General features: G+C 69.2%; 13 protein-coding genes. 5 read left to right on the top strand and 8 right to left on the bottom strand.

Translation table 11 applies throughout. The annotated features are described in order from the left end of the window. The first annotated feature begins 12 nt into the window (after positions 1–12). Positions 13–984 (top strand): EamA family transporter, encoded by a 972-nt coding sequence (locus ABT313_RS12265; RefSeq protein ID WP_350851486.1) that lies wholly within the window; start codon positions 13–15, stop codon positions 982–984. On the opposite strand, the gene ABT313_RS12260 is transcribed toward ABT313_RS12265, so the two are convergent. From ABT313_RS12260 to ABT313_RS12230, 7 genes are all read right to left on the bottom strand, one after another. Then, positions 977–2,128 (bottom strand): alanine--tRNA ligase-related protein, encoded by a 1,152-nt coding sequence (locus tag ABT313_RS12260; protein ID WP_350851484.1) that lies wholly within the window; start codon positions 2,126–2,128, stop codon positions 977–979. The two genes, ABT313_RS12265 and ABT313_RS12260, sit on opposite strands and share 8 nt — an antisense overlap. Positions 2,129–2,323: 195 nt before the next feature. Continuing rightward, on the bottom strand, positions 2,324–3,442 hold the full coding sequence (locus ABT313_RS12255; RefSeq protein WP_350851482.1) for a glycosyltransferase family 4 protein: 1,119 nt from the start codon (positions 3,440–3,442) through the stop codon (positions 2,324–2,326). Continuing rightward, positions 3,439–4,683, bottom strand: coding sequence for a M48 family metallopeptidase (locus ABT313_RS12250; protein WP_350851480.1), 1,245 nt, complete (start codon positions 4,681–4,683; stop codon positions 3,439–3,441). The genes ABT313_RS12255 and ABT313_RS12250 overlap by 4 nt, the downstream gene beginning before the upstream one ends. Beyond that, on the bottom strand, positions 4,676–6,121 hold the full coding sequence (locus ABT313_RS12245; RefSeq protein WP_350851478.1) for a gluzincin family metallopeptidase: 1,446 nt from the start codon (positions 6,119–6,121) through the stop codon (positions 4,676–4,678). The genes ABT313_RS12250 and ABT313_RS12245 overlap by 8 nt, the downstream gene beginning before the upstream one ends. Positions 6,122–6,216: 95 nt before the next feature. Next, on the bottom strand, positions 6,217–7,272 hold the full coding sequence (locus tag ABT313_RS12240; RefSeq protein ID WP_350851477.1) for a C40 family peptidase: 1,056 nt from the start codon (positions 7,270–7,272) through the stop codon (positions 6,217–6,219). 195 nt (positions 7,273–7,467) lie between these two features. Next, positions 7,468–7,725, bottom strand: a complete 258-nt coding sequence (locus ABT313_RS12235) for a hypothetical protein (protein WP_350851476.1) — start codon at positions 7,723–7,725, stop codon at positions 7,468–7,470. Between the two features lie 127 nt (positions 7,726–7,852). Then, positions 7,853–9,160: an NYN domain-containing protein gene (locus ABT313_RS12230; protein ID WP_350851475.1), complete on the bottom strand. Its 1,308-nt coding sequence runs from the start codon at positions 9,158–9,160 to the stop codon at positions 7,853–7,855. Between the two features lie 183 nt (positions 9,161–9,343). Here ABT313_RS12230 and ABT313_RS12225 point away from each other — a divergent pair, with 183 nt between their 5' ends. Continuing rightward, positions 9,344–11,137 carry a DEDD exonuclease domain-containing protein gene (locus tag ABT313_RS12225; protein WP_350851473.1) on the top strand — a complete coding sequence of 598 codons (1,794 nt, stop codon included), beginning with the start codon at positions 9,344–9,346 and terminating at the stop codon, positions 11,135–11,137. Here ABT313_RS12225 and ABT313_RS12220 read toward each other — a convergent pair. Then, complete coding sequence (locus tag ABT313_RS12220; protein WP_350851471.1) at positions 11,134–11,544, bottom strand: hypothetical protein; 411 nt, start codon at positions 11,542–11,544, stop codon at positions 11,134–11,136. The two genes, ABT313_RS12225 and ABT313_RS12220, sit on opposite strands and share 4 nt — an antisense overlap. An 83-nt stretch (positions 11,545–11,627) precedes the next feature. Here ABT313_RS12220 and ABT313_RS12215 point away from each other — a divergent pair, with 83 nt between their 5' ends. The 3 genes from ABT313_RS12215 to ABT313_RS12205 all read left to right on the top strand — a co-directional run bounded on the left by ABT313_RS12215 (position 11,628) and on the right by ABT313_RS12205 (position 15,190). Continuing rightward, positions 11,628–12,419 (top strand): helix-turn-helix domain-containing protein, encoded by a 792-nt coding sequence (locus tag ABT313_RS12215; protein WP_350851469.1) that lies wholly within the window; start codon positions 11,628–11,630, stop codon positions 12,417–12,419. Positions 12,420–12,438: 19 nt separating this feature from the next. Then, positions 12,439–12,726 carry an Lrp/AsnC family transcriptional regulator gene (locus ABT313_RS12210; RefSeq protein ID WP_350851467.1) on the top strand — a complete coding sequence of 96 codons (288 nt, stop codon included), beginning with the start codon at positions 12,439–12,441 and terminating at the stop codon, positions 12,724–12,726. 97 nt (positions 12,727–12,823) lie between these two features. Then, entirely contained in the window at positions 12,824–15,190 is a 2,367-nt protein-coding gene (locus tag ABT313_RS12205; RefSeq protein ID WP_350851465.1) for a DUF2510 domain-containing protein, read from the top strand. Positions 15,191–16,138: the final 948 nt, after the last annotated feature.

The raw sequence follows: 16,138 nt of genomic DNA, 5'->3' as shown, positions 1-16,138 counted from the left end.
ACCGTTATGCCCATGTACAGCACGAAGTCGGTGGGGTTGGGGTTCGCGATCTTCTCCGCGATCACGTTCGGCGGCTCGGGACCGTTCGCCAAGGCGCTGATCGGGGCCGGGTTCACGCCGGAACAGGCGGCCTGGCTGCGCATCCTCGGCGCTGCTGTCGTGCTTGTCCCGCTGGTGCTGGCGTTCCGCGGCCGCGCCGGGCTGCGGGCAGCACGCGCGTCCTGGAAGGCCCTCGTGCTGTACGGCCTGACCGGGATCGCCGGCTGCCAGACGCTGTTCTTCCTCGCGGCGAGCCGGCTGCCGGTCGGCGTCGCGCTGATGCTCGAGTTCTCCGGCCCGATCCTGGTGGTCGCATGGCTGAAGTTCGGGCAGAAGGTCGCCGTACCGCGGTCCGCCGCGATCGGCGTCAGCATCGCCGTCGTCGGCCTCGCGACCGTGGCCGAGATCTGGTCCGGGCTGCAGATCGACCCGATCGGCCTGCTCGCCGGGCTCGGTGCGGCCGCGTGCCAGGCGACGTACTTCATCCTGATCGACAAGCTGACCGGGGCTGCGGACCCGCTGGTGATGACCGCGGCCGGCAGCGTGGTCGGCGCCGTCGTCCTCACCTTCATCGCCGCACCATGGGGTACGCCGTGGCACGTGCTCGTCGACACGATCGCGATCGGCCACCGGCACGCACCCGGCTGGCTGATGGCCGCCTGGCTGATCCTGGTCAGTACGGTCGTCGCCTACCTGGCCGGCGCGGCCGCGGTGCAGCGCCTGTCCGCGGCGATCGCCGGCGCGGTTGCGTACGTCGAGGTCGTCGCGGCCTGCATCTTCGCGTTGATCCTGCTCGGCGAGACGCTGCGGACCAACCAGATCATCGGCGGCGTGATCGTCCTGGTCGGCGCATTCGTGGCCCAGTCGTCGGTCGGGAAGGTCGCATCGCCGGAGATTCCCGACGCTGACGCTCCCCGGACCGACGTACTGGATCCCGTCATCTGAGCGAGTCCACCAACTCCCGCGGCAGGCCGTGGGTCTCGTGCAGGTACTCGTAGTCGGTGTCGTCGAGCGACTTGTGGAACCGCTCGTGGCTGAGCACCTTCCGGCCGCGGTCGAGCAAGTTGCTGAACCGGATCTCCTCGTCGATCAGGATCCGCCGGATCAGCGTCACCGTTTCGCCCTGGTGGAAATGGCCCAGCGTGTGCTCGAACAGCTCGATCGGCACGTCGGACAGCGACCGCGAGTCGTCGTCGCGCCACAGCGTGGTCAGCATCCGGCGGATCAGCCGGCGCAGCACGTACCCGCGGCCGGTGTTCGACGGGTACACGCCGTCGCCGACGATCACGATGCTGGACCGCAGATGGTCGATCACGATCCGCTGCGAGCGCTCGTCGAGCTTCCACAGCTTCGGGATCGTCCGCATCCACGGCTCGAACAGCGACGTCTCGTACACCGACCGCTTGCCCTCGAGCAGCATCGTGAGCCGCTCGAGCCCGAGACCGGTGTCGATGTTCTGCTGCGTGAGCGGCTCGAGCGAGCCGTCGTCGAGGCGGCGGTACCGCATCATCACGTGGTTCCACACCTCGAGCCAGCGGTCGTCCGTGGTCGGCGTACCCTCCGGGTCGCCGTCGCCGGTCCAGATGAAGATCTCCGAGTCCGGGCCGCACGGACCGGTCGGGCCGTTCGACCACCAGTTGTCCTCGGTGGTCAGCTCGATCGGCAGGCCGAGCTCCTGCCAGGTCCGCAGCGATTCCTGGTCCAACGGCACCTGCTCGTCACCGCCGAACACCGTCACGTACATCCGCCGCGGGTCGAGGCCGAAGCGGGTGGTGAGCAACTCGTAGCCCCACTTCAGCGTCTCGCTGCTCCCGTAGTCGCCGAGCGACCACGAGCCCAGCATCTCGAACACGGTCAGGTGGGTCGGGTCCCCCACCTCGTCGAGATCGGTGGTTCGCAGGCATCGCTGGACGCCCACGAGTCTGCGCCCCAGCGGATGTGGTTCTCCCTCCAGGTACGGCGTGAGCGGATGCATCCCGGAGGTCGTGAACAGCACCGGATCACCCTGCCGCGGGATGAGCGTGGACCCGGTGGTCGGGACGTGGTCGCGGTCGATGAAGAAGTCGATGAAAGTCCTGCTGATGGTCATTTCGGGTCCTTGGTCAAGATCGGACCGGAAAGCAGACCACCGGGCTCAGGAACAACAACACCGGCGAACCGTTTCCGGTCGCCGGTGGGAGTTTCGAAGATGTCAGGCAGCGGCAGCCGGGGAGCGGAAAGCTCGTACGGCTGCGGCAAGTCGGAACATCCGGTGCATGTCGATCACAGTACACGATTCAACGCATCAGCTGTCCAATAATTCCCGCAGCACCGCCCCGGACCTGCTCCAGGTCCAGTTTTCGGCGACCCACGTCCGCCCGGCCGCGCCCAGAGCGTCTCGGTGCCGGGGGTTCGTCAGCAGTTCCGCAATCCGCACACCGACGCCGACTGGGTTGTGCGGGTCGACCAAGTATCCGGTCTCCCCGTGCTTCACCGTGTCGGCAGCTCCCCCGGAGTCCCCGACGATCACCGGTTTCCCGGTCGCCGACGCCTCCAGAGTCACGATCCCGAGCGCCTCCGGCTCGAGTCCGAAACGCCTTGTCCGGCAGGGCATCGCGAACACGTCGGCGGCGTCGATGTACGGCGGGATGTCGGCCCACGGAACCGGGCCGGTGAACACCACCGCGTCCGACACTCCGGTCGACGCAGCCAGCTCCTCGAGGTACTCCCGGTCCGGCCCGCCGCCCACCAGCAGCAGCGTGGCGCCCGGCGCCGACTCCCGGACGCGCGGCCATGCGCGGATCAGCGTGTCCTGTCCCTTCCGGCGGATGAGGCGCGAGACGCAGGCGACTACCGGAACGCCTTCCAAGCCGAGGCCCTTGCGTACCTGCTCCCCGCCGCAGCCCGGGGTGAAACGGTGCGTGTCGACGCCTGGGGTGAGTCTTCGCACGCGTTGGGCGGCCGCCGGGGAAAGAGCGGGGACGATCTGCTCCTCGCACCACGACGACACCGTCGTGAGCGTGTCCGCCGCATCCCCGATCCGTCGCAACGCTTGCCTGGCGCCCGGTACGCCGGCCCACCACGTCTCGTGTCCGTGCGTCATCGCCACGATCCGGCGTGCCCCGGCCCGACGCAGCGCCGGCCCCATCAGCCCGAGCGGTGCCGCCGCTCCGAAGAGGACCCGGTCCGCGTCGTACTCGCGGAGCAGTCCGGCCGCACGTTTCGTCGTACGGGCCGTGGGCAACAACATCGACGTCCGGTCGCGGATCACCGGGAACGGCAGCGCGGCGTCGTACGCCGTGTCGCCCGGCTCTCGCGAGGTGTAGACGACGACGTCGGGAAGCTCGTCGCACAAGGAGCGGACGAACGTCTCGATCCCGCCCTGGCGTGGCGGGAAATCGTTGGTGACGACCAGGACGGTCATCGCTTGACCAGTGGCGGGACCGGGTCGCCGTTCGCGGTCCCCCAGGCCCGGCCCATCGCGATCCGCTCCGGCGGGGTCGGGTGGTCGGCGAACATCCAGTACCGCCAGCGGCTCGGGTCGAGGCCGGAGATGTTCTGCACCGCGAGGTCGTGCTGCATCGCGACGAAGTCCTGCGGATCGTTCGTCAGCCGCAGCGAGTGATAGTCGGCGCGGGCCTCGATCTTCCGGCTGACCAGATTCTGCACCGGGCTCGCCAGCGTCGTCGCGGCCGCAATCAGTGCGACCAGCAGCGCGGCCCGCCGCGGATCGGCCATCCGGTTCCCGAGCAACAAATACAGCAGCGTGACGCCGAACGCCGTACCGAGAACGCCGATCAGCGTGCCGTGCAGTACGTCGTCCTCCGCCGCGTGACCGAGCTCGTGCGCGACCACGAGCCGTACCTGTGCGGGCGGAGTGTCCTTGAGCAGCGTGTCGTACACGACCAGCCGACGGGTCGAGCCGAAGCCCGAGACGTAAGCGTTCAAGGCGGTTGTCCGCTTGGACGCGTCCGCGACCAGCACGTCCTTGACCGGTACACCGTCCTGCTTGGCCAGCTCCAGGAACTCGTTGCGCTGGGCACCGGCCGGCATCGAGGTGAAGTGGTTGAACCGCGGCTCGATCAGCACCGGGTACGCGAACGAGACGCCGAGCACGAGCAACGCCGCAACGATTGCCCCCGGCAACCACCAGCGCTGCCGCCAGATCTTCGCGAACGCCATCAGGACGACGGCGACCACCGCGAGGCCGAGCGAGGTGATGGCCCAGTTGATGCCGCGGTCCCAGACCCACAGCCGCCAGTTCTCCACCGACAGGCCGTACTTGAGACTGACCCGCTCGGCGAAGACGTCGGTCGGGACGGTGAGCAGACTCGTGATCAGGACGACGGCGGCGACCGTGATCGGAACGGCGATGAACCAGAGCCGGACGTGCAGCGCGTCGTACAGCCGGCGGCCGAGCGGGGTGAAGCCGATGACGAGCGGCACCACGAGCGAGATGATCCAGGACGCCGTCGACCACGGCAGGATCTCGTGCCGGAACGCGTTCTGGCGGGCGATCTCGGCGGTGGTGAAGTCGAGCGCGGCGTCGGGTTTCGGCAGGTCGATCAGATGCCACGGAGTCGTGACGGCGATCGTGAAGACGAGTGCGACGGCGAGCACGCCGCCGGCGATCCAGGGAGCCGACCGGCCGGCCGGTCTAGGCACCCGCGAGCCTTTCGAGGTACTTCTGCCACTCGGCGACGAACTCGGCCTCGGTCATCCCCAGCACCGACTTGAACGCATCCGCGAGACCGGTCGAACTCTTCGACGTGTGCACAGTCCGGTAGAACTTCACCAGCTTGGCCTGTCCTTCACGCTCGGCGATCAACCGGCACGCGAGCCAGGCCGACTCGTAAGCTTGCGGCAGGTCGGTCGCCGACGCCGCGAACGCCTCGGGCGTCGGCAAGGTGGTCGGCACCTTCCCTGCGCGGACCGCCTTGAACAGCTCCTTCGCTGCCGACTCGTCCTGCACGGGCACAGCGGTGAACGCGACGTAGTCCGCGAAACCCTCGGCCAGCCACAACGGCACCGGTGAGGCGGTCGCGGTCGATGCGACATGCGTGGTCTCGTGCGTCAGCACGATCCGGCGGCCCTGCTTACCGAGCTCCTCGAACAGCTTCGGGTTGGCCACGATCCGCACCGGCGCGCCGACGGCCGGCGTGTCGAGCTCGGCGAAGGTGACCGCGGCGATCTGGGTGTAGGTGTTCGGCTGGGCGCCGAGAACGCCTTCCATCTGGGACTGTTTGGCGGGCAGGTAGACGACCACCTTCTGCCGCCAGTTCTTGCCCCAGACCTTGCTGACCGAGTCGACCGCCTTGTCGGCCACCGACACGTAGCTCTTCGCTTCCGCTTCCGAATCGAGGCTCACCACGAGACTGTGCTTGCCCTTGGCCACCTCGACCTGGCCGAGCGCCCACACCGGTCGCCGCTGTCCCGCTGCGAACCGCTCCGAGAACGAGGCGGCGTACGTCGTCCCGTCGCGGGTGACGAACGTCACCGGAAGGGTCTCGCGGGCCGGCTTCACGTCGTACCCGGAGAGCTGCCAGGAGACCTCGACCTGGGCCAGCCAGGACTGCGTGCCGCCGAGCTGGGTCTGCCGGTCGGGCGTCAGCGCCGCGGGGTCGTCGCTCACGTAGCGCAACTGGAACGTGCTGATCGGCAGCGTGGTCAGGTTCGAGAAGATCGTCCGCGCGGCGCCGCGGAAGTCCGTGGCCTTCGGGTCGATGGTGTCGAGGAACTCGGTGCGGTTGTCGTTCTCGACCGCGTCGGTCATCTTCTGCAGGACAGCCTCGCCGGCGACGGCCCGACGTACTCCGGCCTCGGCCTGGTCCGGTGTCGCCGAAGTGGCCGAATGCGAGTGTGCCGGTGAACCGTTCGGGTCGGCGGGCGCGTTGGCGACCTGCCGCAGACCGGCGTACCCGGCTCCGGCGACGAGGCAGACAGCGACTCCGAGCGCGACCTTCTTGAGGATCGGCGCCTGCCGGTGGCCACTCGGCTTCTGTGGGTCACCTGCTGACGGGATCACTGGCAGCGGCACCGTATCGCCCTGTTCGTCGATCACCTCGGCCCTTCGCTGCTCACCTGCCCCAGTCAGGCGGGACACCCGGCCTCCTCCGACAGTACGTCATCACCAACGCCGCAAATGAATCGGCTCCGGGGGAGATCCCCCGGAGCCGCAGAGTATGTCAAGGGCGCAGGTCAGCCCGGGCGGACCGCGGAGTTGTACGGCATCTCGTCCATCGGGGCGATCTCGACGCTCTTGCCGGGGCGCGGGGCGTGCACGATCCGGCCGTTGCCGAGGTACATCGCGACGTGGCTCACCGGGGAGTAGTAGAAGATCAGGTCGCCGGGCATCAGGTCGGACTTGCTGACCGGGCGGCCCTCACCGGTCTGCGCCTTCGAGGAGTGCGACAGCGAGACGCCGGCCTTGCCCCACGCGTACATCATCAGGCCGGAGCAGTCGTAGGAGCTGGGTCCGTCGGCGCCCCAGACGTAGGGGTCGCCGAGCTGGGACAGCGCGGCGTTCACCGCGATCGCCGCGCGGCCGCTGGCCGGCACGTTCGGCAGGTCCTTGTCTTCCCGGTCGCCGTCGCGGGTCGGACGCTCGTTGCGCGCCTTCTCTGCGTCCTTGGCGTTCTCTTCCTCGATCCGCTTGCGGTCGGCGGCGCTGAGCTTGTCGAGCACCTTCTCCGCGTTGTCGAGGTTGGTCTGGATCTGCTTCTTGAATGCGTCCTGCTTGGCCTGCACGGCCTGCAGCGCGGCCAGCTCGGTCTGCTCGCTGGCCTGGAGGTCGGTGAGCTTGCCCTGAGCGACCTGGTAGCGGCGCAGCGCGGAGTTCTGCTGGCCGGCGAAGGCCTGGGCGGTGGAGGCCTGGCTGAGGAACTGGTCCGGGTTCGTCGACAGCAGCAGCTGCGCCGTCGTCGAGATGCCCGAGGTCTGGTAGCCGGCGACCGCCAGGGATCCGATCTGCCGCTTCACACCGTCGACCTGGCCCTGCTGCTTGGCGATAGCGGCCTTCAGGGCGGCCACCCGCGCACCGGAGGCGGTGATCTGCCCGCGGAGGTCGTTCGCCGACTCACCGGCGACCTCAGCCTGGTGCTGCAGCGCAGCGACCTGCTTCTTCGCCTCGTCCAGCGTGGGCGCGGGGTCGGCACTGGCCGCCCCCTGGATCAGGATCACTCCCGCAGCGACAGCGGTGCTGGTGATGGCGGCGAGGGCGATTCCCTTGGTGCGGTTGATGCGTCCGATGGACACAGCCCGGTCGGTCCCTTCCTCTGCTCGCGCCGTCCCCGTTGACCAGGCCCTGCGCGGACCGGATCACTCCCTCGGCTTGCCGCTGCCCGGTCGGCCGGAGCGGCCGACACCCTGAGGCAACGAGACGTAACAGTAGTGACCGTTTCGTGACCAGTGCAATTCGCCCCTCGGGTTTGATCGAAAATTAACGAAGCGTCATCCCGACCCAACGATCGTTTCGCCTTCATCGGAAGGGGTTTGGGCAGCAGCATCCAGCTCGACACTGCTGACGGCGTGTACTAGGCGTAACGGTGGCACCAGGCCCGAATCGGCGAGCGCGTCCAGCGCGGCCATCTCGTCGTCGTCGATGCGCAGGCTGCCCTCGCGCTCCGCAGCGAATCCGAGAACAACCGTCACCACGCAGTCCTGACAGCCCGGACCCTTCATCGCGCAGGCGTCGCAGTCGATCAGCACAACATCCTCCAAGTGGGGAAGCACCCGGACTTGCATCCGGCTGAGAAGGACGCTAGAGAACCCCGCCGACAATTTCTGAAGGACAACAGAACCGGGCTTCGCCCGGGGTGGGGCGGGGTTTCTGTTCTCAGGTGCGGGCGATCCGTGCTATCAGGCTGGTCGCGGAGAGTGCGCGGGCGCCGAGTTTGATGATGCTGTCGGCAACTTCGCGGTCGGTGGACACGACCACGACCGGGCGGCCCGGCGGTTCGGCGCGGACAAGTTGCCGGATCACGTCATCGGCGATCACACCGGCCGGGCTGAACCGCACACGGACCCCGCGCGGCGGATTCAGTTGCACAGGGCCCGACAACTCGGCGCCGTCGAACACCACCGTGATCTCGACGCGACGTTGCGCGACCAACGCACCCAACGCGGTGACGAGGCGCTGACGTTGCGAATGCAGCGGCGAGTTCGGCCAGGCGGTCTTCGTCACGTTGTAGCCGTCGATGATCAGATGCACCTGCGGCAACGCCAGCAGCTCGTCGAACAAGGCCGGGTCGTCCTCGGGCGCCGTACGTCCGACCGGGGCCGCGTCAGGCTCGGAGCCGGCCACCGTGTCGGCAGGGCGGAGCTCTCCCCCGGGCGGCAGGGCCAGCTCGCGACGCAGCCCGCTCGCTGCCTCCAGCAACGTGTCGAGCAGCAGCCGGGTGCGCGTCGACGCCAGCTCGCGTTCTTGCCCCGCAGTACGGCGTGCCGCGTGTTCGACCGCCTCGAGTTCGGTGATGCGGGTCCGCAGCTTGCGCAGCTCCCGCTCAACTTCGGCACGGGCGGCGTCGACACGTTCATCGGCGCTCTCGGCCTCTTTGGTGCGTTGTTCGAGATCCGTGTGCAGACCGGTGATCTTCTGCCGTGCTTCGTTGAGCTTGCGGCGGAGCGTGACGTTCTCGGCCTTGAGCTCGTTGACCTGTTCACGAAGACGTTCGCGGACCTGACGGGTCTCGGTGCGGGCCTGATCGAGCTGGTCGGCCAGCCGGTGGACAGCCTCGTCGTCGGCGCGCGGGTTCTCCACCGGGAGCTGGGCGGCCGCCGCGATGTGCTGCTCCCAGTCGTCCGGGCGCAGCAGGTACGCGAGCGCCGCTACCTCGACCGGGTCGGCGGCCGGAACAGGTACGCCGTCGGCAACGGCATCGCCGAGCTCCGGGTGCTCCCGCCGTACCTCGAAGGCGGTCAGTTTCCGGAAGTGGTCGTCCGTCTCGAGGATCGGACCGAGCACCGAGGCGGACAGCTTGGCCCGCTTCGCCGGCGCGAAGCTGGCGAACCGGCGCAGCGGTGCCGGGATGTCGGTTGCGGGGAGCTGGCCGAGTGCATGCGCGGCGAGGGTCAGGACGCGTTGCCGGACCGGTTCAGGCAAAGTCGTAGCGGCGGAGCTCGCGGCGGTGCCGGCCTCAGTCACCGGTCCGCAGTCCGGCTGGAACGACTACCTGGCAGCTGCTGCTGGACCAGTGACGCAGACCACGGCGGACGGGCATGCGGCCCGGATTCGCAGTGATCGCCTGTGTACGCATACAGAGAGCCTAGTCGACTCGCAGGCGTGTCACCTGCGGAATTGTCGGTGGCGGCTCTTAGCGTCGTGACCATGACCAGCCCAGGGCATGCACAGGCCGCGGATCCAGCGATGCCGATCCGCGGTGTGCAGCACAGCTTCGACGACCTGGGTACGCCGCTGCACGCGATCACGTTCTGCGTCGTCGACCTCGAGACGACGGGCAATCCGCCCGGCGAGGGCGGCATCACCGAGATCGGCGCGGTGAAGGTGCGGGCCGGTGAGGTGATCGGCGAGTTCCAGACGTTGGTCAACCCCTCGGAGGCGATCCCGCCGTTCATCGCCGTGCTGACCGGCATCACCAACTCGATGGTTGCCACGTCACCGCGGATCGAGTCGGTGCTGCCGGCGTTCCTGGAGTTCGCGCACGGGTGCGTGATGGTCGCGCACAACGCGCCGTTCGACATGGGCTTTCTGAAGCACGAGAGCCTCGTGCACGGCTACGACTGGCCGGACTTCGCCGTCGTCGACACCGCGCTGCTGGCGCGGCGCGTGATCACCCCGGACGAGGCGCCGAACTGCAAGCTCGGGACGCTGGCCAAACTGTTCCGCACGACGACGTCACCGAACCACCGCGCATTGTCCGACGCGCGCGCCACGGTCGACGTACTGCACGGGCTGTTCGAGCGGGTCGGCTCGTTGGGTGTGCAAACGTTGGAGGACCTGCAGACGTACTCGTCGCGGGTCGCGCCGGCGGTGCGGGCCAAGCGCCACCTGGCCGAAACGTTGCCGCACGCACCGGGTGTGTACTTGTTCACGGACGACCGCGGCGAGGTGCTGTACGTCGGGAAGTCGAAGGACCTGCGCACCCGCGTCCGGTCGTACTTCACCGCCTCGGAGACCCGCAACCGGATCGGCGAGATGGTCGGCATCGCGACCGGCGTCCGCGGTATCGAGTGCGGCACGCCGCTGGAGGCCGAGGTCCGGGAACTGCGGCTGATCGCGGAGCACAAGCCGCGGTACAACCGGCGGTCGAAGTTCCCCGAGCGGCAGCATTGGCTGAAGGTCACGGTCGAGCCGTTTCCGCGCCTGTCGCTGGTCAAACAGGTGCGTGACGACGACGCCGGGTACCTCGGGCCGTTCAGCTCGCGGAAGACGGCCGAGCGGGCGATGGCCGCGCTGCACGAGGCGTTCCCGATCCGGCAGTGCACCGCGCGGATGTCGAAGCACCCGTCGCTGTCGCCTTGTGTGCTGGCCGAGATGGGCCGGTGCGTCGCGCCGTGCGACGGACGGATCTCAATGGATTCGTACGGCGAGTTCGTGGCGGCGCTGCGGACCGCGCTGACCGTGGATCCGACGCCGGTGGTCGACGCGCTGGACCGGCGGATCGATGTGCTGTCGGCGGACGAGCGGTTCGAGGACGCCGCCGTCCACCGGGATCGGCTGAGTGCGTTCGTGCGGAGCTCGGCGCGGATGCAGCGGATGGCGTCGGTGACCGGCTGCGCCGAGATCTGCGCGGCCCGGCGGACCGAGGACGGCGGCTGGGAGCTGCATGTGATCCGGCGTGGCCGGCTCGCGGCGGCCGGGTTCACGCCGCGTGGCACGGACCCGCGCCCGCATCTGGAGATGCTGCGCGCCTCGGCGGAGACCGTGCTGCCGGGGATCGGCCCGGTGGCGGCGGCTTCGCCGGAGGAGATCGAGCTGATCCTGCGCTGGCTCGAGCTCCCCGGCATCCGCCTGGTCGAGATGGACGGCACCTGGACCTGCCCGGTCAGCGGCGCCGGCCGGCACCTCACCCGCCTCGACAACTCCCACTCCGACGCCCATCACCACCCCACCGAACGCCGCCGCCACCTGCGGCCTTTGGGGCCTGCCCGGGTGGGTTAGGCCTCGACGAACTGGTAGTCGGTCAGGATTCGGCCATCCGGGGCGAGCAGGAGGAGGTCGATGCCGATGGCAAGTGGTTCTCCCCCGCCGGCCGGGACCATCGCCCAGCGCAGTTTCACCAGGTCGCGCAGCCCGGCGGCCTCGCCGTGCGGCACGAACTCGTACTGCCCGGGCGCTACGAACTCGTCGTACGCGCGGGTGACCCGGCGCTCCAGCTCCGCGTAACCGCGGGCTTCCAGGCTGGCGGTGACGCCGATCTCGGTGGCGCGCTTCACGATCTCCTCAGGCGGCTCGAGGAGGTGTACGCCGTCCGCCGTCCACAGCTCCTCGATCGCCTTTCGGCGGGTGTCGGCGTCAGGCTCGTTCCAGACTGCTACATAGCGGTTCGCAAGGTCTTTGCTGTTCATGGATACGACCTTGCCGGGCACGGCTGGGGCGGACAATTCCCTGCTGGGTATGGATTGTCGGTGGCGTGCGTTAGAACTGCGGTATGGGATCAGAGCTGTCCGTCGGCCTGCGGTCGTGGCGGAACCGACGACGAGTGAGCCAGCTCGAGCTGGCGATCCGTGCGGGGACGACGCAGCGGCATGTCAGCTTCATCGAGAGCGGTCGCTCGGCGCCGGGCCGGGAGATGATCATCCGGCTCGCCGAGTCGCTCCAGGTGCCGCTGCGCGAGCGCAACCAACTGCTCGTGGCCGGCGGCTACGCCCCGGCGTACGACGAGACGCCGTACGGCGCGCCCGGTCTCGGCGCGATCCGCACGGCGCTGGAGGCGATCCTCGAAGGCCACCGCCCGTTCCCGGCGGTGGTCGTCGACCGCAACGGCAACCTCGTCCTCGCCAACCATGCCTTCCGGGCCCTCATCGCCGGCGTGGACGCTCGCCTGTTGGCGGCGCCGGTCAACATCCCCCGGTTGCTGCTGGATCCCGCCGGTCTCGCTCCCCGGATCGTCAACTTCGCCCAGTGGTCCTGGCATGTCATCGACGCGCTGTCCCGCGAGGCCGCGCAGAACCCGTCGCCCGCAGCCGTCGCCCTCATCCACGAGCTGACGGCCCTGGTCCCGCCCCGGCCGGCGCCCGACGACCTGGGTCTCGCCGTACCGCTCCAGCTCCGCTCCCCGCACGGTGACCTGCATCTCATCACCACGCTGACCAGGTTCGGCACGGCGATCGACGTGACGGTGTCGGAACTGCGGATGGAGGCGTTCCTGCCCGCCGACGAACCGACGGCGACGGCGTTGCGGGGCCTCGACCGCACTATGCTTCAGCCGGTTGAAGTGTGAGCTCTGAGGAGAGGACGGCATGGTCACCGCGATCGTGTTCATCAAGGCCGACGTCGCACGGATCCCGGAGGTCGCCGAGCAGGTGGCGGCGATCGAGGGCGTCAGCGAGGTGTACTCCGTCACCGGCGGGCTCGACCTGATCGCGCTCGTCCGGGTCGCGCGGCACGACGACCTGGCCACGGTCATCCCCGAGCACGTCAACCGGGTGCCCGGCGTACTCAGCACCGAGACGCACATCGCGTTCCGCGCGTACTCCAGCCACGACCTGGAGGCGGCCTTCAGCCTCGGCGAGGAGAACGGTCTCTGACGACCGGTCTGATCGATCCGACTGACACGAGCTGAAGTTACGGTGAACACATGAACGTCCGGGGCCAGTTCCGTGCCGACAACGACCGAGGACGCGGATGAGCCATCCGCCTGCCGGCTGGTACCCCGACCCCACCGGCCAGCCGAACACCATCCGCTTCTGGAACGGGGAGAAGTGGACCAACCAGACCGAGATCGAGCAGGAAGACACTGCGGATCAGCCTGATCCGGTCCGGCAGGAGGCGGTCGTCGGTGAGACGGCTGGTCCCGGGCTGCGTTCCGTGCAGCAGTCGGCGCACGAGCCGGCGCGGGAACCGGTGCACGAGTCGGTGCAGGAGTCTGTCCAGGAGTCTCGGGACGGGGAGACGGGGCCTGGTGGCTGGTGGCAGCCGACGGCTACTCCCCAACTCTGGGACCTCGAGCCGACCGACGACGGCACTCGGGCGAACGGTGGACCGCGTCTGCGTGCGGTGACCCCTGAGGAGCCTGCTCAGGACGCGGGGCCTAGTGCGGCTGAGCGTGCCCAGGCGACGTGGGGTGCGCCGGAGATCGCGCCTGCTCCCCCGGAGCACTGGACGCAGCGCGAGGTCACGGAGGAGGAGCTCGAGGCGGAGCGGGGGGCTGCCGACGTACCGGCCGAGGCTGTGGAGGCCGCGGAGCCTTCCAGCTGGACGCTGAAGCTTGCTCCGACGCCGAGTGAGCCTGTTGAGGCGACGGAGGGTTGGTCGGACGTCAGCTTCACCGAGCAGCCTCGGTTCGCGCCGACGCCGAAGGAAGATGTCCAGCCTGAGGGTGACGTCAGTGAGCAGGACCCCGAGGTTCAGGCGGCGGATGCGGCTGAGGTTGCCGCGCAGCTGCAGCCGGACTGGGGTAGCCAGGCGGACGAACAGCAGGAACAGCAGTCCAGTGATCAGCCGTCGTGGGGCGTCGAGGCCAGCGACGAAGAGGACCTGCAGACACCGGACCATCCCGCCGCGCCGCTGTGGACGATGCCGGACGCAGAGGACGCGACACAGGAGCAGCCAGTACCGGTCCAGCTCTGGGGCGACCAGCCGACCCAGCAGCAGCCCGAGGAGAGCCAGCCCTGGGACGCGGCACAGACTCAGCCGGACCAGAGTTGGGGCGGTGAGCAGGCTTGGGGTCCGCAGCAGGGTGCCGCGGGAAACGAGGCGCCGCCGGCGGACAACGGCTGGGGTGTTGGCGACCAGCACGCGGTGCAGGAGTCGGGTCCGTGGAGTCCGCAGGCCGACGAGCAGCAATGGGGCGGCCAGGGCTGGCCCGTACAGCAGGCTGGCGACCAGCAGAACGGCAACCAGCAAGCTGGCAACGGCTGGGCACCTGAGCCCAGCTGGGTCCAGAACCAGCAGAACCCGGCACCTGTCCAGCAGAACGGCGCACAGCCCTGGAGCAACGACCAGGGCGACCAGCAACCGTGGGACAACGGCCAGGGCGAGCAGCAGCCGTGGGGCAACGGCCAGGGGGAGCCCTGGGCCGGCCAGCAGAACGCTGCCCAGCAGAACCGTGGCCAGCAGAGCGGTGGCCAGCAGAGCGGTCCCCCGCAGGGCGGCGTACAGCAGGCTTGGGGCGAGCAGCAGCACGGTGGCCAGGCTGGCGGCGTACAGCAGGCTTGGGGGGAACAGCAGACGCAGCGTGCCTGGGGTGAGGACGAGAACGAGGCCTGGGGCGGGCAGACCGACCTGAGCAGCGGCGTCGGGACCAAGAAGTCGAAGGGGTCCGGCGGCGGTGGCGGCGGCCGGTCCGGCGCGAAGCTGCCGTTGTTCGTCGGCGGTGGGATCGCGCTGGTGCTGCTGATCGTCCTCGCGGTCGTGCTGATCACCGGCGGAGGCGACGACAAGCAGGCCGACCCGACCCCGACCGGTACGCCGACACAGTCGAGCGGTACGCCGACCAACCAGAGCACCACCAAGCCGGGCCAGTCGAAGAACCCGAAGCTGCACGAGGGCACCGGCCGGATCTCCTCGGACGCGATCTCGTTCCCGCGCCAGAACCCGCCGTGGTCGGACCGCAAGCGCCTGGTCCAGCAGCTGCTGAACTCCAGCGGCCAGCACATCGTCCTGCAGGAGAACGTCAACGGCGCCGACGACTGGACCGCGGACATCTTCGTCGGCGGGCTCGGTACCGGATCGGGCTTCAACGGCGACGCGAAGGCGACCGCGGCGACGCTGTCCGGGCAGCTGCGGACGAGCATGTACGGGTCGATCCCGGCGACGTACCGCACGGTCGCGAACGGTGCAGTGAAGCGGACCGACAAGTCAGGCTGGTTCTACCAGCAAACCGTGACCGCGAAGTCGGCGGCAGTGACCGATCGAGTGCTTACGCTGACGGTTGCCGTTTTCGACCTCGGCGACGGTACGGCGGTCGCCTACATCAGCGGCATCCCCAACAACCGCCCAGACCTCAAGGCGGCCGAGAGCCAGGCCTACAAGGGAATCAACGTTGGCTGAGAACGAAGACCAAACCCCGCCCCGCCCCGGCGAAGGCGGCTCACCCGCAGTACCCACCCCCGGCGACCCCCTCGCCAACCCGTGGACCCAGCCTGCGCAAAACACCCCCGACTCCTCGGACTCGGCGGACGCCCTCTTCGGCCAGTCCCCCGCCCCCGCTCCACCCCCGCCCCCTCCCACCCGCCCCCAACACGCCGCTCCCCAAAACCCAGGCTGGCAACTACCACCCCAACCACCGTGGCCAACCGGCCAACAGCCCAGCGAACAACCGTGGATCACACCACCGGGCGAAGATCCGTGGGCCACACCACCGCCAGCACAACACCCCGGCCCACAACACGCCGCCCGCCCCCAGGCTCCGCAGCACCCAGGCCAGCCAGGTGTGGAGCACGATGGCCAGCCGTGGTCAGGTCAGCCGTTCACCGGCAGCCCACAAGCGAACAAGCCACAGGCGGGTACGCCGAGCGGCGCGCAGCCACGCCCAGGTGACCCGACTCCAGGCCACGCCCGTCCAACTCACGCCGGGCAACCACAGCCAACCCAACGCCAACCAGGCCAACCGCACCAACCACCTCTCGGCCACCCCCAGCCCGAGCCCGGCCAGTCAAGCCAGTCAAGCCAGCCGGGCCAACCGGGCCAAGCAGCTCCGCAGCAACCACCCCTCGGACACCCACAGGCCACGAGAGCTGCAGCCGGGTTGCAGCCTGGCCAGAACGCCGCCCGGCCACAACCCCACGGCCAACCACTGCCCGGTACGCCGTCGGCCGGCCAGCCACAGGCTGGGCAGGGTCAACCTGGGCACGCCGCCCCGCCACAAACCCCTGGACAACCGCGGGCCGGTCAGCCGCAAGCTGCGCAGTCTCAGCCCGGGCATGCCGCTCCGCCGCAAACCCCTGGACAGGCATGGGCTGGCCAGTTGCAAGGCGGACAGCCGCAGGTCGGTCAACC

Source organism: Kribbella sp. NPDC000426 (genome assembly GCF_040300265.1).
Lineage (GTDB): Bacteria > Actinomycetota > Actinomycetes > Propionibacteriales > Kribbellaceae > Kribbella.
This window is presented reverse-complemented; position numbering and strand designations above follow the sequence as displayed.